Annotated in this window: 18 protein-coding genes; 10 read left to right on the forward strand and 8 right to left on the reverse strand. The window is 42.5% G+C overall.

Translation table 11 applies throughout. The features are described 5' to 3' along the window. Nucleotides 1-11: 11 nt before the first annotated feature. A complete protein-coding gene (locus ACTQ9T_RS01935; protein ID WP_440463911.1) occupies nucleotides 12-1,373 on the forward strand; it encodes a Na+/H+ antiporter family protein in 1,362 nt (453 codons plus the stop codon). A 132-nt stretch (nucleotides 1,374-1,505) separates the two neighbouring features. On the opposite strand, the gene ACTQ9T_RS01940 is transcribed toward ACTQ9T_RS01935, so the two are convergent. The 3 genes from ACTQ9T_RS01940 to ACTQ9T_RS01950 are packed head-to-tail and all read right to left on the reverse strand — an operon-like array spanning nucleotide 1,506 to nucleotide 2,886. After that, nucleotides 1,506-1,961: a hypothetical protein gene (locus ACTQ9T_RS01940; RefSeq protein WP_440463912.1), complete on the reverse strand. Its 456-nt coding sequence runs from the start codon at nucleotides 1,959-1,961 to the stop codon at nucleotides 1,506-1,508. A 17-nt stretch (nucleotides 1,962-1,978) separates the two neighbouring features. Then, complete coding sequence (locus ACTQ9T_RS01945; RefSeq protein ID WP_440463913.1) at nucleotides 1,979-2,236, reverse strand: hypothetical protein; 258 nt, start codon at nucleotides 2,234-2,236, stop codon at nucleotides 1,979-1,981. After that, nucleotides 2,236-2,886, reverse strand: a complete 651-nt coding sequence (locus ACTQ9T_RS01950) for a 5-formyltetrahydrofolate cyclo-ligase (RefSeq protein ID WP_440463914.1) — start codon at nucleotides 2,884-2,886, stop codon at nucleotides 2,236-2,238. Before ACTQ9T_RS01950 ends, ACTQ9T_RS01945 begins: the two co-directional genes overlap by 1 nt. 198 nt (nucleotides 2,887-3,084) lie before the next feature. Here ACTQ9T_RS01950 and fumC point away from each other — a divergent pair, with 198 nt between their 5' ends. Then, nucleotides 3,085-4,488, forward strand: coding sequence for a class II fumarate hydratase (gene fumC, locus ACTQ9T_RS01955; protein ID WP_440463915.1), 1,404 nt, complete (start codon nucleotides 3,085-3,087; stop codon nucleotides 4,486-4,488). A gap of 309 nt (nucleotides 4,489-4,797) precedes the next feature. Beyond that, the gene (locus ACTQ9T_RS01960) at nucleotides 4,798-5,187 is read left to right on the forward strand and encodes a hypothetical protein (protein WP_240215342.1); all 390 of its coding nucleotides are present in this window, start codon (nucleotides 4,798-4,800) and stop codon (nucleotides 5,185-5,187) included. Nucleotides 5,188-5,313: 126 nt separating this feature from the next. Here ACTQ9T_RS01960 and ACTQ9T_RS01965 read toward each other — a convergent pair whose 3' ends face one another. The 4 genes from ACTQ9T_RS01965 to ACTQ9T_RS01980 all read right to left on the reverse strand — a co-directional run bounded on the left by ACTQ9T_RS01965 (nucleotide 5,314) and on the right by ACTQ9T_RS01980 (nucleotide 8,982). Further along, on the reverse strand, nucleotides 5,314-6,426 hold the full coding sequence (locus ACTQ9T_RS01965; protein ID WP_240215343.1) for a hypothetical protein: 1,113 nt from the start codon (nucleotides 6,424-6,426) through the stop codon (nucleotides 5,314-5,316). 94 nt (nucleotides 6,427-6,520) lie between these two features. Continuing rightward, entirely contained in the window at nucleotides 6,521-7,333 is an 813-nt protein-coding gene (locus ACTQ9T_RS01970) for a MipA/OmpV family protein (protein ID WP_440463916.1), read from the reverse strand. 115 nt (nucleotides 7,334-7,448) lie between these two features. Continuing rightward, nucleotides 7,449-8,429, reverse strand: a complete 981-nt coding sequence (locus ACTQ9T_RS01975) for a rhomboid family intramembrane serine protease (RefSeq protein ID WP_440463917.1) — start codon at nucleotides 8,427-8,429, stop codon at nucleotides 7,449-7,451. Nucleotides 8,430-8,667: 238 nt separating this feature from the next. Further along, entirely contained in the window at nucleotides 8,668-8,982 is a 315-nt protein-coding gene (locus tag ACTQ9T_RS01980; RefSeq protein WP_440463918.1) for a glutaredoxin family protein, read from the reverse strand. A gap of 196 nt (nucleotides 8,983-9,178) precedes the next feature. Between ACTQ9T_RS01980 and mtgA the strand changes: the two genes are divergently transcribed. The 6 genes from mtgA (at nucleotide 9,179) to ACTQ9T_RS02010 (ending at nucleotide 14,250) form a co-directional block, all read left to right on the forward strand. Beyond that, entirely contained in the window at nucleotides 9,179-9,865 is a 687-nt protein-coding gene (gene mtgA, locus ACTQ9T_RS01985; RefSeq protein WP_010196335.1) for a monofunctional biosynthetic peptidoglycan transglycosylase, read from the forward strand. A 506-nt stretch (nucleotides 9,866-10,371) separates the two neighbouring features. Then, nucleotides 10,372-12,561 carry a polyphosphate kinase 1 gene (ppk1, locus tag ACTQ9T_RS01990; RefSeq protein ID WP_440464446.1) on the forward strand — a complete coding sequence of 730 codons (2,190 nt, stop codon included), beginning with the start codon at nucleotides 10,372-10,374 and terminating at the stop codon, nucleotides 12,559-12,561. Nucleotides 12,562-12,964: 403 nt separating this feature from the next. Continuing rightward, complete coding sequence (locus ACTQ9T_RS01995) at nucleotides 12,965-13,135, forward strand: hypothetical protein (RefSeq protein ID WP_189580095.1); 171 nt, start codon at nucleotides 12,965-12,967, stop codon at nucleotides 13,133-13,135. A gap of 85 nt (nucleotides 13,136-13,220) precedes the next feature. Next, on the forward strand, nucleotides 13,221-13,484 hold the full coding sequence (locus ACTQ9T_RS02000) for a hypothetical protein (protein ID WP_440463919.1): 264 nt from the start codon (nucleotides 13,221-13,223) through the stop codon (nucleotides 13,482-13,484). A gap of 83 nt (nucleotides 13,485-13,567) precedes the next feature. Further along, entirely contained in the window at nucleotides 13,568-13,924 is a 357-nt protein-coding gene (locus tag ACTQ9T_RS02005; RefSeq protein WP_440463920.1) for a hypothetical protein, read from the forward strand. A 125-nt stretch (nucleotides 13,925-14,049) separates the two neighbouring features. Further along, nucleotides 14,050-14,250: a hypothetical protein gene (locus ACTQ9T_RS02010; RefSeq protein ID WP_440463921.1), complete on the forward strand. Its 201-nt coding sequence runs from the start codon at nucleotides 14,050-14,052 to the stop codon at nucleotides 14,248-14,250. Nucleotides 14,251-14,394: 144 nt separating this feature from the next. Here the strand turns inward: ACTQ9T_RS02010 and ACTQ9T_RS02015 are convergent, their stop codons facing one another. Further along, nucleotides 14,395-15,162: a tRNA-(ms[2]io[6]A)-hydroxylase gene (locus ACTQ9T_RS02015; RefSeq protein WP_440463922.1), complete on the reverse strand. Its 768-nt coding sequence runs from the start codon at nucleotides 15,160-15,162 to the stop codon at nucleotides 14,395-14,397. A gap of 607 nt (nucleotides 15,163-15,769) precedes the next feature. Here ACTQ9T_RS02015 and ACTQ9T_RS02020 point away from each other — a divergent pair. After that, complete coding sequence (locus ACTQ9T_RS02020; RefSeq protein WP_440463923.1) at nucleotides 15,770-17,968, forward strand: malate synthase G; 2,199 nt, start codon at nucleotides 15,770-15,772, stop codon at nucleotides 17,966-17,968. The last annotated feature ends 459 nt before the right edge of the window (nucleotides 17,969-18,427 follow it).

Raw genomic sequence — 18,427 nt, forward strand, 5'->3', positions numbered from 1 at the left:
CGAGGCAACACATGGCAATCAATGCGGTACTGCTGGCAGTCATCATCATGTTGGGGCTGTCACTTGCGCGAGTGCACGTGGTGCTCAGTTTATTAATTGGTGCGCTGGCTGGTGGATTAATAGCGGGTCTTGGTATTACTGATACGCTCAATGCTTTTCAAGAAGGTATTCGTAATGGTGCACAAATTGCACTGTCATATGCGTTACTTGGGGCGTTTGCGGTCGCCATTGCTCATTCGGGCTTGCCGCAATCACTAGCAGGATCCGTCATCAAGCGCATTGATGCAGGTGGCACCAGTGGCATGATTAAGTACATGCTGTTTGCAGGCTTGATTACCATGAGCTGCTTTAGCCAAAACTTAATCCCTATTCATATTGCCTTTATTCCGCTACTTGTACCGCCATTATTGTTAGCATTTAATCGAATGCATATTGATAGACGTCTGATCGCTTGTCTGTTGACCTTTGGTTTGGTCACCACCTATATGTTTATCCCATATGGCTTTGGTGATATCTACCTCAATCAAATCATGCTAAAAAACGTCGGTGAGGCGGGCATTGATATCGCTAATATCTCTGTGGTCAAGGCCATGGCGATTCCCGCACTGGGGATGCTAATTGGTTTGCTAGTCGCCGTATTTATCAGCTATCGTAAGCCGCGCGTATATCAGCAGATTGCGATAGATCAGCAAGCGCATGATGCCGTAGTAGAAGGCGATGCATTGAGTAAAACTGCGGCTGGTGCACAGTCGCAAAGCAAGCTAAAGACACTGGTTGCACTAGCTGCCATCGTGACTGCTTTTGTCGTACAGCTCTATACCGATTCGCTATTGCTTGGCTCAATGTTTGGTTTTGGTGTCTTTATGGCCACAGGCGTGGTCAAGTGGCGTGATGCTGATGGCGTCTTTAATGACGGTATCAAATTGATGGCGATGATTGGCTTTATTATGATTACTGCGCAGGGTTTTGCAGAAGTCATGAAAGCGACGGGTGAGATTGCGCCATTGATTGATGGGGCAACCAACTTGTTTGCCGGTAATAAAGCTATCGCCGCTTTTGTCATGCTTGGCATTGGTTTGGTCGTAACGATGGGTATTGGCTCATCATTCTCGACTATTCCGATTATTGCTGCGATTTATGTGCCGCTGTGTATCTCTTTAGGGTTCTCGCCACTGGCAACTGTTGCTATTATCGGTACGGCTGGCGCGCTGGGTGATGCGGGTTCGCCTGCGTCAGACTCGACTCTGGGGCCAACGTCTGGTCTAAACATTGATGGACAGCATGACCATATCAAAGACAGTGTGGTGCCGACTTTCTTACACTACAACATTCCACTACTGGCCTTTGGTTGGATTGCGGCGATGGTGCTGTAGTAAATGATTTAAACTCTTATAATAGATATGAAAAAGGCGAGTGATTTTATAATCATTAGCCTGTTTTAGTTTGGTTGTTAGTTAGCACAAGTTGGATATTTAAGTCATTTTTAAATACCGGGTACTATGCCATTAAATTGATTTTCTACCAAAAAATCGCTGCAAAAGAAACAAGCAAGCCTGACAAAAGCAAATAACTAAAAACAGTAAAAATGATAAGAAAGTCCAAAAAATCATACAGCCTAGTGACGGCGGTGCATGCATTGCCACCATACCGAAGCAAAGTAAAAATAACGTGGTAATAATCAGCATGGTAAAAAACTTCCACTGGCTACGCATGTATACATCGATAGTAACGAGAAAGCTTAAGTGAAAAATCACCGCAACCACCAATATTATGACGAGCTCCATAGCATATGAGTGCGGCTCAGGAGCATCAAGCATCTCTAACGCATAAGGATTTGGCTCAAAACCTGAAGTAGTAATAAGACCGACAAACAGAGCCCATAGAATAGCGAAAACTATTCGTAGTGGCTTGGCTTTAAAGTAGCCAGTGACTGCCTTTATGGAAGGTATTTCTGTTTTCATAGATTGTTCAATATCATTCATTTCGTACTGTTAATATCACTCTCATCAAAATCTCTAATCTCACCATTCAAACTACTCAAAAACGCATCACTTTGCGCCAGTAATTCATTTAAGCGTTCTTCATTGACAAGTCTTGTCATCTCATCAGCGCTAAAGGGCTGCTCTTGACTGTAGTAGCGTTGCTCTCTAGCGTCCTCATTGCCTAATGTTTGCAAATACTCATCCACGTTATCAGCGCTAGAATTTTTTTCAGACTTTTTATCGTCATCTTTCATCAAAACCACCTTATGCCGCTTGGCGTAATTAAGCCATCTAATGGCACATCCCACGGTTGGCGCTCTAATTGCTCAACCACTTGAAAGTCATAACACCAGCCAATTTTTAATGGTTTTTTTGCTCCTGACCGATAGTTGTTCCCAAGCGTCGTATCATAGAACCCACCACCCATGCCCATACGATTACCGTTTAAATCTACTGCCACCAGCGGACAGATAATAACGTCCAATTCTCGCGCCCAAAGTAGACGACGATGGTGGTTTTGCTTCATACCTAATCGATGGATACGTGTCGGTATGTTGAGTAGCTTTGAGTGATAAACAGGTACGAAACGTAGATGTTTATCATCGTTGCCATTGCTATCACGGCCGAGCGAGCCGACGACTGGTAAATAAGGAAAATAGCCTAAGCGTTGACACCAGTCTAATATTGGTTGAGTGGGTAGCTCACCAAAGCCATCGTAATATAAGCCAATGCGCGCATGTGCTGGTAATCGCTGCTGTAACTTCGTCAAATGCAAGCTCGCTGCTTGCCCCATATTCCTACGCGCGCTGTCAGTTAGCAGGCGACGCTGGCGAGTAAAGTGTCGTCTGGGCAGATTGCTAACTGTCGATTCCTTTGACGCTACGTTTTTTGGTTCAGGATGCATATCTATACTATCCGCTAGTTTGTGAGTTTGATGATGACAGCTGCTTTTAGACGTTAGCAATGGCTATTTGTCAATATTCAACGGGTCGTAGTCATGCTATCATAACGCCACTTTACATCGTATTCTCCTTTATGTGCAGCAGCTGTTGCACTTTTTATCGTTCAGTTATTTAACAACAAACCATCAAAGAGGGTAGTTATGTCGACACAGAATCAGGCAACTCGTACCGAAAAAGACACCATGGGCAACGTAGAAGTCCCAGCTGACGCTTATTGGGGTGCACAAACCCAGCGTAGCCGCGAAAACTTCAAAATCGGTGGCGAGACTTTGCCACGTCCAATGATTGAAGCAATGGCATTGGTCAAAAAAGCCGCTGCGATTACCAACGCTAGCCTTGAGCGTATCGAAGATGACAAGCGTGATTTAATCGTACAAGCTGCTGACGAAATCATCAACGGTGGTCTAACGGATCAGTTCCCATTGGTTGTATGGCAGACGGGTTCTGGTACGCAGTCAAACATGAACATGAACGAAGTATTGGCCAACCGTGCCAACGAAATCGCTGGTTCTGAGCGCGGTAGCTACACACCAATTCACCCAAATGACCATGTGAACCATGCACAGTCTACCAACGACAGCTTCCCAACAGCGATTCGTGTGGCTGCTGCTCGTCAAATCAACAGCTTGTTGATTCCTGCGGTAAAAGCACTACGCGACACATTAGCGGCTAAGGCCAAAGAATTCGATAGCATCGTAAAAATCGGTCGTACGCATTTACAAGACGCGACGCCTTTGACGTTAGGTCAAGAGTTCAGCGGCTATGTCAGCCAACTTGATCACTCATTGGTACGTATTGATAATGCGTTACAAGGTCTATATGAATTGCCACTAGGCGGTACTGCGGTTGGTACTGGTCTAAACGCGCATCCTGATTACGCAGTAACTGCTGCTGAGCAGTTAGCGACTTTGACTGGCTTGCCATTCGTCACCTCACCAAACAAATTTGAAGCACTAGCTGCTCGTGACGCTGAAGTATTCGCGTCAGGCGCACTAAAAACGCTAGCAGCTAGCTTGAACAAAATCGCTAACGACGTACGTTGGTTGGCATCTGGTCCTCGTTGTGGTCTAGGCGAATTGACGATTCCTGAGAACGAGCCAGGCTCTTCTATCATGCCGGGTAAAGTAAACCCAACTCAGTCAGAAGCATTGACGATGGTTGTTGCTCAAGTCATGGGTAACGATGTAACGATCAGCATGGCTGGCGCATCAGGTAACTTTGAGCTAAACGTTTATAAGCCAGTTGTCGCGTTTAACTTATTGCAATCTATCAAACTATTGGGTGATGGTTGTAACAGCTTCAATGAAAACTGTGCCGTTGGTATCGAGCCAGTAAAAGATAAAATTGATGACTTCTTGCATAACTCATTGATGCTGGTGACTGCATTGAACCGTCATGTTGGCTATGAGAATGCGGCGAAAATCGCTAAGACTGCTTATAAAGAAAACAAAACGTTGAAGCAAGTTGCGGTTGAGCTAGAGCTATTAACTGAAGCTCAGTTTGATGAGTGGGTAATTCCTGCGGATATGGTACATCCTAAGTAAGTTATTAAAGACTTTTTAGAATAGAAAAGACCTTGTCATGTGGCAAGGTCTTTTTTGTTTTAGAAGTTGGCTCTGTTTTTTTATTCATCTAAACCAGTAGGATACCACCGCAGTTAGAGCTATATTAGACCCCTTTTATATTTAATAAATTACACAGGACACCAGTGAATATAATATACGAATTACAACGACATGTTTCTAAGCGAATATAAAATGATAGTAAATCTACGTGACTATATAAAGCAATACACTAAATCTCAACAATTCGGAATTTATATCATATTTTTCTTAATTTATTTAGGTTTGTTTATGAAAATTTGGGGGTATCGCTTAATAGCCGATAAGTTAGCCGAAGATCCAAGCAATTTTAAACAAGGATGTATGTATTATGAAAGTACATTTATAGATAAAAAAATAAATATGAAGATTTTGACTGTATCTATAGATGGCTATAAAAGTGAACATATTCATATTTTTGCGAATAGCTTTCCTAGTAATAAAAACTGGAAAGGGAAAACGTATAAGAGGTTTATTGACTATATAGAAGCACATCGACGAGACTGCCATCCTGTAGAATATATAGAATTTCCTTTACTGATAGGACGCGAGATTTATATTTATAATTATTTAGGTGATTTTGGTAACACCATTAGCTCCTCTGATACCACTGACTCTACTTTCAATACCACTAAGGACTAATACCATGACGGTTGTTAAAAATAAAGTAGTAAACAATGAAGATCTTAGCGACATTTCTAGCGGATTAAGTAGTGTAGGGTGCGCCCCACGCACCTTTCAACTTGGCACAGCCTTACGTCGCTAAATTTATCTAAATAAATTTTTGAACCAACTATCGGGCATCAAGTTTTTATCAATTCTTTTCCTTTCAGATAATGATAGTTCTTCTAGTTTAGCGGCTTCTGGCAACGAATGTTTTGTAGCAGTTTCAAAGGCAGATTTAAGACCAAAATAACAAATGTCATTATTGATTTTCCTTAACCACTTATAGCCTATTTTGAAGGAGTTAATAGCAGTTTCAGGGTCATCTATTGACAAACTAAATTCAAAAATTTGTGTAAGCGTCATGTTGCCTAGATTGCTATGCTTCCATCTATTGAATTGTTGAAGCTCATGGTCAATAAGTTTAATGCTTTTAAAGCCATCGGTAAACTGCTCAGATTTGATGTATAGCTCTAATAAAGATTGATAGCAAATGAGTCTATCCTCATGAGAGTCGGTTGATGCAAGCTCTTTTCTCAATAATTCGATAGCGTTTGCATAGTCCTTTATCTCTATATACATATACTTTAAAGTGCTGTCTTTATCAGCTGAATCTGGTGTTTCTTCATTCCATTGCTCAAGATATTCTCTGGCAAGACTGTAGTCGTTGAAATAGATACTACGCTGATACAAAGTATATAAGCTTTCGTTCTCTATTTTATTAGGATAATCATTTGCTAAACCTTCCCACCAATCCGCTAATGAGCTGTCGCAATCCGATTTTGAGTCGTATCCGCTAATATCAGGATATATTTCTGGAAAAGTTTCTCGAACAAAGTCGTTAGTCTGATCCCCTAAAGCACAAAATAAAAATTCGGTACCTATAGTACAGCTGGCATCAAAGTTTGAATGTTTAGCTTCATAAAAGAGTCTAATATCATGGGGGTTTTTGAACCTAGCAAGTAAGTAAGCACTCAATAGCAAAGCATCCTCACCTCCTTGGATAGAAAAGTTATTACGAGCTATAATTTCTTGCTCTAATAAATATCTAACCAAACTCTCGTCTTCATTTCTTAAATGATACTGAAGCTCAATTAGTAGCGCATAGCGAGGCTTTTCATTTTCATCAAAAGTATTTTCAGATTCAGACTGCTTTGGAGAGTTTTCGATATCTTTCCATTTGTCTCGATCATTTCTATATAGATTCAGTTGACTCATTCGCGTTTGCCTACTTAGAGTTTTCGTTTAATCTATCACAAAAAAAGCCAAGCAAAACGCTCAGCCTTCTTATCTTACACTTCCAACAGCTCAATTAGAACTTATAAAGCAAACCAAGCGTCGTTGCCGCTTCAGTACGTGAGTCTACCATTGGGCTGTCGTATTGCTCAGTCGGCAGATAACTTAGGCTTTGACTGGCGAATCCTGCCCAACGCTCATTGAAATCGTAGTTGGCACTAATATTGATATAAGGATTTAAGCTCGAATTAGATTTATAAGCAGCAACGCCCGTTTCTGCTGATTCTTTTTCACTGACGCCATAATAGTATTCATTATAGTCAGCATCATAATACTCAAAGCCAATGCTTGGATAGACCGTTAGCTTGTCTTTGGTGATTCTGGCAAGGTAGGTCAAGCGCGCCGTGTTACCACCACTACGATCTAACACGTCAGCTCCTATTTGAGCACGGAAACCACCGACAGGGGTACGGCGTTGATAGCTAAGCCCTGCTTCTGCTGACGACTTACGTTCATCAAGACCTTGAAGCGCGCCATTGGCATCATCAGGATCAAACTCGCTGCCCGCAAGCTTGGCATAAGCAGACAACTGATTCACACCATCATTGATTAGATATGCACCCGCTTGAGCACCGCGCACATAAAACTTATTATTGTCATAAAATGCACCCGGAAGCACCCGCACTTCGGTGCTGTCTTCTAGATCATAGGCTGACTTGACCGCCATGACGTTAACGCCAACGCTTAGCTCAGCATCTGGATCAGCAGGTAAGTTTTTATTAAAAAAGGCGGCATTTGACATGCTGGCGACACTAAATAGGGCAGTAGCTATTAAGGTGTTGAGCAAGGTGCGCGTAGAGATAGTGGGTAGCACTAAAGATTTAAACATAATCAAGTCTCGTAAGTAGGTAAAAATAGCCGGATAACAATAGAGGAGTAAGAAAAGCCAAAATCAGATGTCTGTTTTTGTGAGCTGTTTAATGATCATAGATAAGTGTCAGCATTTACTCAACAGCTTTTAGCACTTGCACTATCTGCTGATGAATATCTTGCCACCACCAGACAAAGCCAATGCTTATGAGCAACATCACCAGCCATGGCAACAGTTGCCAAATGAGGGCAGGTTTGACCGCTGTTTTTTGCTCGATTGTTTCTTGATCGATAATGTGGACACGATTAGCGTTCGTATTTATAGCTAAGTTTACACCAGTGTCGTCATCAAAATGAGCATTATTATCCAAATCAACGTTGCTTATCGTTGACTGATTGATATAGCTGGTTTGGTAATTGTTTTGAGTGGTGGTTTGGGTATTAGCTTGATAAGGGCTCTGGTTGATAGCGACTGTCTGCATGATGGCTGCCATACGCTGACGATGGACGATTCCGATTGCCAGTGCAATGATCAATCCAGTAACCGCACCGCCAATATGACCAGCATTGTCAATGCCCGGCACAGCAAAGCCATAGACGAGGTTGATGCCCATAATAAGTATCAAGCTCTTTAAATTGAGCACTAAGCCATTGACCGATATTTTAAACAAAGCAGCTATTAGTAACGCCGCACCGATACCCATGATACCGCCAGAGGCACCAGCCGATATTCCTGGCTGTCCGGTTCCTTCCAAAATACCTTGCCACGTCACATAGCTGTTCAGTAAATTGCCACCGATGGCCGCCAATAAAAACAATGCCAAAAACTTAGCAGAGCCAAACATCGGCTCGGCAACTTGTCCAAAGAAATACATGGCAAAGCCATTAAACAATAAATGCATGAGGCCAATATGCAAAAACGCACTGCTCACCAACCGCCATGGATCGTCGCCCATGGTAAAAGGTAAGGCACTAGCGCCCCATTTAAGCAATGCCTCAGTCGATGGATTATTGGCATCGACGCCTGTCAGCACCTGCATGATGAATAGTCCAATAAAGCTGACTAATAGAAGGGTAGTCACGGGTGCTGTTTTTAAAAGCTGTTGAATGGTCATAAAAGCTAGCTATCAATTCAAAAGGTGACGTAGAGTATAAAGGGTATGATCGGATCATGTCAGTCAACTGCATGTTATTAGCGATATCAAAAACTCATATGACGCTTTATAAGTAAGTGCATCGTATAGGCTTTCAATATTAATGTCTTATGTCTTGTGCCTCATAAACATTTTAGTGTTGATGCTTCATGACGCAGTGTTACTTGATGACGGGATAGTAATTATCCTATGGCAGATACTATGACGCCAGCAGCTGCTGTAAGTCCATGACTGAAAACGGATAATCCAGACGCTGCGTCTTTGTCAGTAGCACCGGAATGCTAGTGGCAAATTCCATCATCAGCGATTCATTAAAGTCGGCGATATCGACGTACTGGTAGGTAAGTGGCTGTACTGCTTGAAACTGAGTCAGCAGCTGCGTCGCCACGTCACATAAGTGACAGCCGGTCGTTCCAAGTAACCACCATTGATCAATACTTTCAGTGTTCCCAAGATCAGGGCGTACTGCAACAACACGGTTCCGTAATGTTTTTATACTATTATCATTATGCATGTTTCTACTCTTATTGTATGCCTTCAAAATGCTTGTTTAGCGTTTTTAAGCCGACACATCAATGTGGCTTAGCGGTTATGACATGATAAAGAAGTGGGGTAAATAATGACAGCGATTGTGAGATTAGGTAAGATGAGCTGCTGTTTATGATTATCAATTTTATCTTATTACCTCTTTAACCACTCGGATATCGCGCATGGCAAGTTTTGGCACATTCATTAAACGACTGTTATTGGCAATTATGTTATTGGTCGTCGCATTCCATATTTTGATAGTTGGGCTACTATTAATCTGGAAAACACAGCCGATTAATAACAGTATGTTTATGTTGACGCATCGCTTAACTGGCGGCACGGTCACTCAGACGTGGGCTGAATACGATGCTATCGCCAAGTCAGCCAAGCAAGCAGCGATTGTGAGTGAAGACTCGACGTTTAGTCAGCACAGTGGCTTTGATTTTAAAGGTATCAAAGCGGCGCAAAAGAAAAACGAAGAGACAGGTAAGATGTCGGCTGGCGGCTCGACCATCACTCAGCAGCTGGCCAAAAATCTATTTTTGACGTCGCATCGCTCTTATGTTCGTAAAGGTGAAGAGGCCATCATTACCGTGATGATTGAAACGCTTTGGGACAAGCAACGTATTATGACCGCTTATCTTAATGTCGCTGAGTTTGGCAATGGCATCTATGGTATTGATGCAGCAGCGCATCACTATTTTGATAAGTCTGCGGCCAATTTGAATCGAGACGAATCAGCACTCCTCATTGCGATGCTCACCAATCCAAAGTATTACGAAGACAATCAAGGCGACAGACGCTTACGTAACAAGCAGCGTATTATTAAAAAGCGTATGAAGAATGCAGTATTACCGCAAGCGTCTTGATCGGCATGTGCTGGTAGTGGTTTGCTGAATGATAAATACAATTATAAATAGCACGATAAACGAATGACATGATCAATAGTCATGTGGCTGCAATGATAGGACGTCACTATTATTAAATTCACTATTATGAATGCCACTATATACACTATAGATAGGTCAATATAAAAAGGATACAGCGAGGCTGGGATAATTTTTTGCAGCCTCTATCGGCGTAGGCACAGCAAGCAAGAAAAATTTGTACCAGCCTCATACGATAATATGGTGTATCTACTTTATTCAGTATCGACTATATATAGATATCAAAATATATAAGCATCAAAATATATAAGCGTCAAAATACAGCTTTTCAAATAAGTTAGGAAGAAAAAAGATAGCTGATGACAGTAAAGACAAATTACTCATTGATGATAAATTGATAACGACAGGGGAATAGCGGTATGGCAGATATGAATAATCAGAACGACAGTGTCATGACTAACGACAATACCGATGTTAACGACCTGAATATGCACCAAATGACTCAGCTTAACGCAGCCGATAGCGAAATAGAATCTAGAATAGAACAGCTTAGCCAACAGCTGACTGACCTTGCATGGCAGCGCTCAGAAGATGGTGGCTATTCGCCCAGTAGTTATATCAATCGTGATTTGTCCTTATTGCAGTTTCATCTGCGGGTCTTAGCGCAAGCCGCCAGTCCTCACCATCCGCTACTTGAGCGCTTGTTTTTCTTAATTATTTTTTCATCCAATCTCGACGAGTTTTTTGAGATTCGTGTCGCGGGTATCATGCAAAAGCTCAATATAGGCGACGTATCGACCAGTGCTCATGGGATGCGTCCGAGTGAAGTGCTAAACGAGATATCCGTTATCACGCATGATGCCATCGCTGAGCAGTATCGTATTCTTAACGAAGACATCTTGCCTGCGCTCGCCAAAGAAGACATTCGATATCTAAAACGCGATGAGCTGAATACTGAGCAATCGGCATGGATGAAGCGCTATTTTACAGAACAAGTCTCACCAGTGCTGACACCTATTAGCATTGATCCTGCGCATCCGTTTCCGAGGTTGGTGAATAAAAGCCTCAACTTTATTGCCACTTTAGAGGGCAAAGATGCCTTTGGTCGGGATATCAATCTTGCGATTGTCCCAGCGCCACGTAGCCTGCCACGGGTCATTCGTCTGCCAGATGAGCTGACTGGTGGCAAAGAGCACCATGTCATGCTGTCCGCCATCATTCACGAGCACATCGGTGAGCTGTTCCCGGGTATGCAAGTGACAGGCTGCCATCAGTTTCGGCTCACGCGCAATGCCGATTTGGATTTGGCAGATGATGTCGAGGATATTGCCAAGGCATTAGAAGGCGAGCTTGAAAACCGCCGCTTTGGCGACAAAGTACGGCTTGAGGTGACGACTGATTGCCCAACACCGATTAGCGATTATCTTCTCAATGAGTTTGAACTACATGACAATCAGCTGTACCGTGTCAATGGTCCTGTCAATCTAACGCGCTTGCTGTTTGACTTTAATATACCCAAGCTGCGCTATGAGCCTTTTACCCATATTGTGCCAAAACCCTTTCGCCGTGAGCTGGACAAGCTTGATAAAAGTACCAGTATATTTTCTGCCATGCGCAAAGGCGATGTCTTGGTACATCATCCCTTTCATGCGTTTTCACCGATTATCAATTTACTTTGGGAAGCGGCCAGCGATCCCAAAGTATTGGCAATCAAACAAACCCTGTATCGATCAGGTACCAATTCAGAAATCGTCAAAGCGCTGGCTGCTGCTGCTCGTAATGGCAAAGAAGTCACTGCTGTCATCGAGTTACGTGCCCGTTTTGATGAAGCATCCAATATCGCTGTCGCCAATTTTTTACAAGAGGCTGGGGCAGTGGTGGTTTACGGGATTGTCGGCTACAAGACCCATGCCAAGCTGATGCTTATCGTGCGCCGCGAAGACGATCGCATTCGTCGTTATGTGCATCTCGGCACCGGTAATTATCACGCAGCCAATGCCAAAGTCTATACCGACTATGGCTTGTTCAGCGCTGACCCTGATATCTCAGAAGACGTACATAAAATTTTCCAAGAACTGACGGGTATGGGCAAACCTGCCAATCTAAAAAAACTGTTGCACGCGCCATTTACGTTGCACGAAAAGTTAATGAGCTTTATCGATGATGAAATTACTCATGCCAAAGCAGGCAAGCGTGCGCATATTATTATCAAAGTGAATGCTTTAACCGAACGTCGTCTGATCGACAAGTTATATGATGCCTCGCAGGCAGGTGTCAAAATAGAATTGATTTTGCGCTCCATGTGCTGTCTGCGTCCACAAGTAAAAGGCCTATCTGAAAACATCACCGTACGCTCAGTCATCGGGCGCTTTTTGGAGCACACACGCGTTTATTACTTTTATAATGATGGTGATGAGCGCTTGTATTGTGGCAGTGCTGACTGGATGGATCGCAATCTATTCCATCGTGTCGAAGTCGCTTTTCCGATTGAAGATAAAAAACTGTTCAAGCAGGTTTATCAAGATGGGCTGCTCAATTATCTACAAGATAACGTCCAAGCATGGCTACTTAATGGCGATGGGGCGTGGCAGCAAAGTCAACCAGCCGCCGATGAAGCACCACATATTGCCCAAGATCATTTGCTACGGGTAATCAATCACGTCGGTGAGCCAATATAGACGAAGGTTTTGCTTATATTGTTTGCTAATGCTGTAACTTGTGACTGCCTGTTTAGTGTCGCCACACGTATGAATGTCACTCAATGGCATTAGCCCTATAAAAGCCCTATGATTTATTGAACCAAGCGCTGGCTACGACCGACGCTTGGTTTTTTTGCGCTCGGATAAGTTACAAACTGTCTGGTAACCTCACATTTATTCACATATTGATACGGCAGTACACTGGTGCGCTGTTGGTTGGCTTAACTATAATTGATGACAGTTCTACCGCTATTGCACAGATATTTTTAATAAAAAATTATACTGAGATGCTTACCTTTGTAGAATGTTATTCGATTTTACAAAGGTAAGCGTAAAAAGGATGGCTGGTTTACTAAACAATGATAATAATAGGAATTGCACCATGAGTAACACTAACAACGATACTTCAGACATTAAAAAAGCAGCAGAGCAGGCAGATGATCATCAAATTGAAAAAAACTTAAATGAAGATAAAAAGGTAGATGCTCCTGAAGAGTTGAGTAAAGAAGAGCAAACCTCTTTTATTGATGATGAGTTACGGACAGATAAATAAGCAGCAGTTTGAACGATATCAATGACAACGATATCAGTGACTATGCTAAATGAAGAATTAACATCATAAACGCGAGGGACACGCTATGACAGTCAATACAAAACCAAATAACAAAGAGAAAGTATTGGTCGATGATCCCGTAGCATCAGAACCAAAAAATACCAACGAAAACACTAAAGACAGTTATAAAGGTCGTAAACACGAACCTGATATCGATGGACCACAGCAGGATTCACAGGAAACAGACGAGATATATTCTGACCCACGTGAAGAGGAGAACTTACCAGCAGGTGGCAAAAACGTGGCGGATCTCAATGCTCATGATTTGAGCAAAAATAACAACACCTAGTATTTGCATGACTGCTTGGTATTTTCTATTAATTAAAACGCTGACATCATTCGTTGGCCTCCTAACACGATAAGGACATGACTATGCAACCGCAAGATCCTGCGCTAAGTAGAACCGCAATTGATGATACTAATGTTGAGGCAATGCATAAAGAACCCGTCAATGACCATGACGACGTTGAAAGCCATACCAATCAAAACAAAGGGACTGATACTTTAAAAGAAGAGATTGTTGATTCAGAACATGTGAATGACAATGATAATCCTGCACGCCAGCCTGACCGCCGTGATCAACAAGGCAGCAGTCCGTTTGATGACAATGTTAACGAAGACACCGTGGGCAGTGAAGCGCCAAAAAGTGAAGGCATCACAGACATGAATAGATATGCCAATATTGACAATGCACAAACTCGCGTCTTAAACCCAGACGAAAAAGACTGAAAATCTGATTTTAGCTAGAGCGTGTTGAATATTAGACCACGGCAATGACTGATCAAAGCTTGAGTTGGACAATATGAGTTAGAAAATAATTATTGTAATAATAACTATTATAACAAGGAGTGGTGATGAATAACTCAAATGATAGGGCTGACACCGATAACCTTAAGCTCAAAGATGCGGATGATAATAATGGTATCGTCCCTGATAATGCACTACAAAAGGCAAATCCAGCCGCTGCAGAACAAGCGATTGACGATCATGATCCGCATAATGTCGCGAAAAATCACAAACAGTACGACAGTCCGCTTATGGAAGATAAGAAATAGTCATAACTGACTATTATATTCTGTACAGACAAATAAAAAAGCTAACGCTAAGCATGGTTTAAGACGCTAATGTTAGCTTTTTTATGCGATCGATATGGGTACTTTTATATAGCGCTTATTTAACAAAATCTGCCAGCTTAAACGCTAAGCAGGGGTGCCGCTGTGAAAGCGCAGCTCAGTATCAGGACTGGATATCAACTCTGCTTCTACTGCTTTAAAGAATGCGACACGCTCATCGATATCGTCATCAGATAGCGATTGTGCCAATGCCAAATAATCTTCGAAATGGCGGCTTTCTGACTTCAATAAGTAGCGATAGTATTTTGCCAAACGCTCATCATCGATGACGTCAGAAAGCGCAGCAAAGCGCTCGCAAGAGCGTGCTTCAATGAATGCCCCAATGATAAGCACATCTACCATTGCTGCGGGCTCATGCGTACGTTTATGCTTGAGCAACCCTTTGGCATAACGCCCCGCACTCAGATATCTCCACTCTTGCCCGCGCTCATGCATGATGCCGAGCACTTGCTCATAGTGCAACATCTCTTCACGTATCAATTGTGCCAACTTGCGCTGCAAATCATACGAGAACTCATAGCGGAATAATAGATTCATCGCTGTACCAGCCGCTTTTTTTTCGCAGTTGGCATGATCTTGAATGATTAATGGCACATCAGCAGTAGCCGCATCTACCCACGCCTGTGTGGTTCGCGAGCCCAAAAAGTCATAGACAGCGGATAGGTCGACCTTAATAGGGGTGCGCAGTTGTGCGATATCGGCACTCTCTTTTTCTATACTGTCTTTTTCTATATTGTCTTTGTCTATAACGTCTTTGTCTATAACGTCTTCTACACGGTTGTGGGAAGCAACGTCGTCTTTGCTGTTGCTGGGTTTCATACTTTCTTTATTCATAGTCTTTGCCATAGTGGAATGTTAAACACTTCTTAATCAAATATTAAAAGTTAAATAGATAACCGTTGAGCATAAATAGAGGCTGTAATGATTACTTACAGTTTATACTGAACGTATAACGGCCTAGCTCTAAAGTATGGATTAATGCCTCTAGAGTAGATGGCTCATAGAGTATCATTATTATACAGCCTAAGTATTTACTTAGTGAATGGCGTTTCCTTGTTTATTTTATTATTTGATAGTAGGATGATATTTTGCTTTTCAGGCATTTTGTCTTACTATTGATTATCATTTAGTAGCGGCTAATGCGCATTATATCAACTGCCAATCCTGTATCAAAACACAAGATTTATAGACCAGATCTTCTTAAAGACGGTCCAAAAATTATAGATGCTACATTAACCAGATGTTGTATCAAACAGGTTTTACACTAACCAGATATCACATGAGCAGCTGCCCGATTATAGCTGACAGTACATATTATTATGTTTGCTATTTATCCACTGTAAAGCAAACTAGGCATAAATGCTGCAAGGGCACACATTTTCCAACCATTAGAGTAGCAACCTAGCATTAACACACCTCACGAACAGATAAGGATAACAATATGAGCCAGTCTTCTAACGCCAACCGTGTTCAAAAAGGCATTCTTGCCATCGACCAGCAGATGTATGACTTTATTGAAAACGAAGTGCTGCCGAAAGTCGGTGTTGATTCAGGAAGTTATTGGTCAGGTTTTGAAAAAGTCATTAAAGAGTTTACTCCGCGTAATAAAGCGCTGCTAGAAACTCGTGACAAGATTCAAGCTCAAATCGATCAGTGGCACCTGCAAAACCCTGCCAAAGACGGCGAAATTGATTACCCTACTTATAAAGCATTCTTAAAAGAGATTGGCTATCTGTTACCAGAAGGCGATGATTTTAAAGTTAGCACGCAAAACGTTGATGATGAGATTGCTCATATCGCAGGGCCACAGCTGGTCGTGCCAGTCCGAAATGCTCGCTACGCACTTAATGCGACGAACGCTCGTTGGGGCAGCTTATACGATGCTTTGTATGGTACTGATGTCATTAGTGATGATAATGGCAAAGAAGCGACGGGCAGCTATAATCCGACTCGCGGTGCGGCAGTTGTCGCCTATGCCAAAGCATTTTTGGACGAGCATTTTACATTAGCGTCAGGCTCATATAACGATGTGACTGGCTTTAAAGTGCTCGATGACAAACTTGAAATCGTCCAAGGCGATAGCAGCACTGAGCTAAAAGATACCGCCAAATTTGTTGGTTTCGTTGGTGAGGCTGAATCTCCTACTGGCATTTTATTAAAAAATAACGGCTTACATGCTGAGATTCAAATCGATGCCAATCATCCGGTCGGTAAAGATGACCCAGCAAACATCAAAGATGTACTATTAGAATCAGCGATTACGGCGATTCAGGATTGTGAAGATTCAATCGCTGCTGTCGATGCAGAAGAAAAAGTAGAAGTATATCGCAACTGGCTGGGTCTAATGAATGGCGACTTGCAAGAAACCTTTGAAAAAGGGGGCAAGACCAGCACTCGTAAGCAAAACCCAGACCGCGAATATAACACCCCAGACGGTGGAAAGCTGATCTTACCTGGCCGTTCACTATTACTTATTCGTAATGTCGGTCACTTGATGCAAAACCCTGCAATCTTAGTAGATTTGGGTAATGGTCAAGAACAAATCTTTGAAGGTCTAATGGATGGCTTGATTACGCCACTATTGACGCTCAATGATTTGAAAGGTCAGAACGAGCTATCAAACTCACGTAAAGGCTCCATGTATATTGTGAAGCCAAAAATGCACGGCCCTGAAGAAGTCAAAATGGCCAATGACTTATTTAACGCTTCAGAAGATTTATTAGGGCTTGAGCGCAACAGCCTTAAAATCGGCATCATGGATGAAGAGCGTCGCATGACGGTCAATCTAAAAGAAGCCATTCGCCAAGCGAAAGAGCGTGTTATCTTTATCAACACCGGTTTCCTTGACCGTACTGGCGATGAGATGCATACCAGTATGAACGCAGGCCCATTTGTCCCTAAGGGTGACATGAAATCACAAGCATGGCAGCCAGCCTACGAGCAGTGGAACGTCGATATCGGTCTAGAGACAGGTCTACAGGGTGTCGCTCAGATTGGTAAAGGCATGTGGGCGAAGCCTGATGAGATGAAAGAGATGATGGATACCAAGGCCGCTCATCCTAAGTCTGGTGCGAGTACGGCGTGGGTACCATCGCCAACGGGTGCTACCTTACACAGCATGCACTATCATCAAGTCAACGTTGCTGATGTACAGGACAGCCTAAAATCACGTGAGCGTGCCAGTTTAGACGATATCTTGACCATTCCATTGGCGAAAGACACCAACTGGACAGACGAAGAGAAACAGCAAGAGCTTGAAAACAATGCTCAGGGCATCCTAGGTTACGTCGTACGCTGGGTAAACCAAGGCGTTGGTTGTTCTAAAGTCCCTGACATCAATGACGTTGGTCTCATGGAAGATCGTGCGACCTTGCGGATATCGAGCCAACACATTGCCAACTGGTTGCATCATAACGTCGTGAGCGAACAGCAAGTGATGGATACGATGAAGCGTATGGCAAAAGTCGTCGATGAGCAAAATGCAGGCGATAGTGACTATCAGCCAATGGCAGATAACTTTGAACACTCTTATGCGTTCAAAGCGGCTTGTGATTTGGTGTTTAAAGGTCGCGAGCAGCCAAGTGGCTATACTGAGCCACTATTGCATCAAGCGCGTCTTGATCTCAAAGCAAATGCCTAAAACGATAGGTTAAGTATCATGTTTGCTCATGTAATCTAAGTGCTATTTAAGCCTCTAGGCGTGATCAGGCATTGATGCATCTTACCCGTTTGTGACTGTCATATGTGTCAGAAATATGACAAACAATTCTTTATGAGCGCTATTTATTTATCAATAAGTAGCGCTTTTTTTGGGTCAATGTATCGTATTTATTACCGTCATTTAATATTATCAGTAATGATATTAATTAATGATTATCGTATCTATTTGAGTCGATAGGGGTTTTTTCGTAACGGTTCAAATATGACAAAGCATTTGTTATTCGATAGTAGATGTATCGAAAAAGCAAAAAAAAATGTTGCAAATTATGTCAAAGTTGTTATGCTTGTATTCGAAGTATGAGTTTGGTAACGGATGTTACGCAACGGAGTGATAAAGACCAAAGATTACATGGCAGTTACGTTCTAATCCCAGTCATGT

The organism is Psychrobacter sp. ASPA161_6, assembly GCF_051970285.1.
Lineage (GTDB): Bacteria > Pseudomonadota > Gammaproteobacteria > Pseudomonadales > Moraxellaceae > Psychrobacter > Psychrobacter glaciei.

Coding starts and splice junctions, on each gene's coding strand:
- ACTQ9T_RS01960 (WP_240215342.1), top strand. CDS start 4,798: ATGAAAATTTGGGGGTATCGCTTAATAGCCGATAAGTTAGCCGAAGAT.
- ACTQ9T_RS01980 (WP_440463918.1), bottom strand. CDS start 8,982: ATGCATAATGATAATAGTATAAAAACATTACGGAACCGTGTTGTTGCA.
- mtgA (WP_010196335.1), top strand. CDS start 9,179: ATGGCAAGTTTTGGCACATTCATTAAACGACTGTTATTGGCAATTATG.
- ACTQ9T_RS01965 (WP_240215343.1), bottom strand. CDS start 6,426: ATGAGTCAACTGAATCTATATAGAAATGATCGAGACAAATGGAAAGAT.
- ACTQ9T_RS01950 (WP_440463914.1), bottom strand. CDS start 2,886: ATGCATCCTGAACCAAAAAACGTAGCGTCAAAGGAATCGACAGTTAGC.
- ACTQ9T_RS01945 (WP_440463913.1), bottom strand. CDS start 2,236: ATGAAAGATGACGATAAAAAGTCTGAAAAAAATTCTAGCGCTGATAAC.
- ACTQ9T_RS01940 (WP_440463912.1), bottom strand. CDS start 1,961: ATGAAAACAGAAATACCTTCCATAAAGGCAGTCACTGGCTACTTTAAA.
- ACTQ9T_RS02000 (WP_440463919.1), top strand. CDS start 13,221: ATGACAGTCAATACAAAACCAAATAACAAAGAGAAAGTATTGGTCGAT.
- ACTQ9T_RS01935 (WP_440463911.1), top strand. CDS start 12: ATGGCAATCAATGCGGTACTGCTGGCAGTCATCATCATGTTGGGGCTG.
- ACTQ9T_RS01970 (WP_440463916.1), bottom strand. CDS start 7,333: ATGTTTAAATCTTTAGTGCTACCCACTATCTCTACGCGCACCTTGCTC.
- ACTQ9T_RS01995 (WP_189580095.1), top strand. CDS start 12,965: ATGAGTAACACTAACAACGATACTTCAGACATTAAAAAAGCAGCAGAG.
- ACTQ9T_RS01975 (WP_440463917.1), bottom strand. CDS start 8,429: ATGACCATTCAACAGCTTTTAAAAACAGCACCCGTGACTACCCTTCTA.
- ACTQ9T_RS02020 (WP_440463923.1), top strand. CDS start 15,770: ATGAGCCAGTCTTCTAACGCCAACCGTGTTCAAAAAGGCATTCTTGCC.
- fumC (WP_440463915.1), top strand. CDS start 3,085: ATGTCGACACAGAATCAGGCAACTCGTACCGAAAAAGACACCATGGGC.
- ACTQ9T_RS02005 (WP_440463920.1), top strand. CDS start 13,568: ATGCAACCGCAAGATCCTGCGCTAAGTAGAACCGCAATTGATGATACT.
- ACTQ9T_RS02010 (WP_440463921.1), top strand. CDS start 14,050: ATGAATAACTCAAATGATAGGGCTGACACCGATAACCTTAAGCTCAAA.
- ACTQ9T_RS02015 (WP_440463922.1), bottom strand. CDS start 15,162: ATGAATAAAGAAAGTATGAAACCCAGCAACAGCAAAGACGACGTTGCT.
- ppk1 (WP_440464446.1), top strand. CDS start 10,372: ATGCACCAAATGACTCAGCTTAACGCAGCCGATAGCGAAATAGAATCT.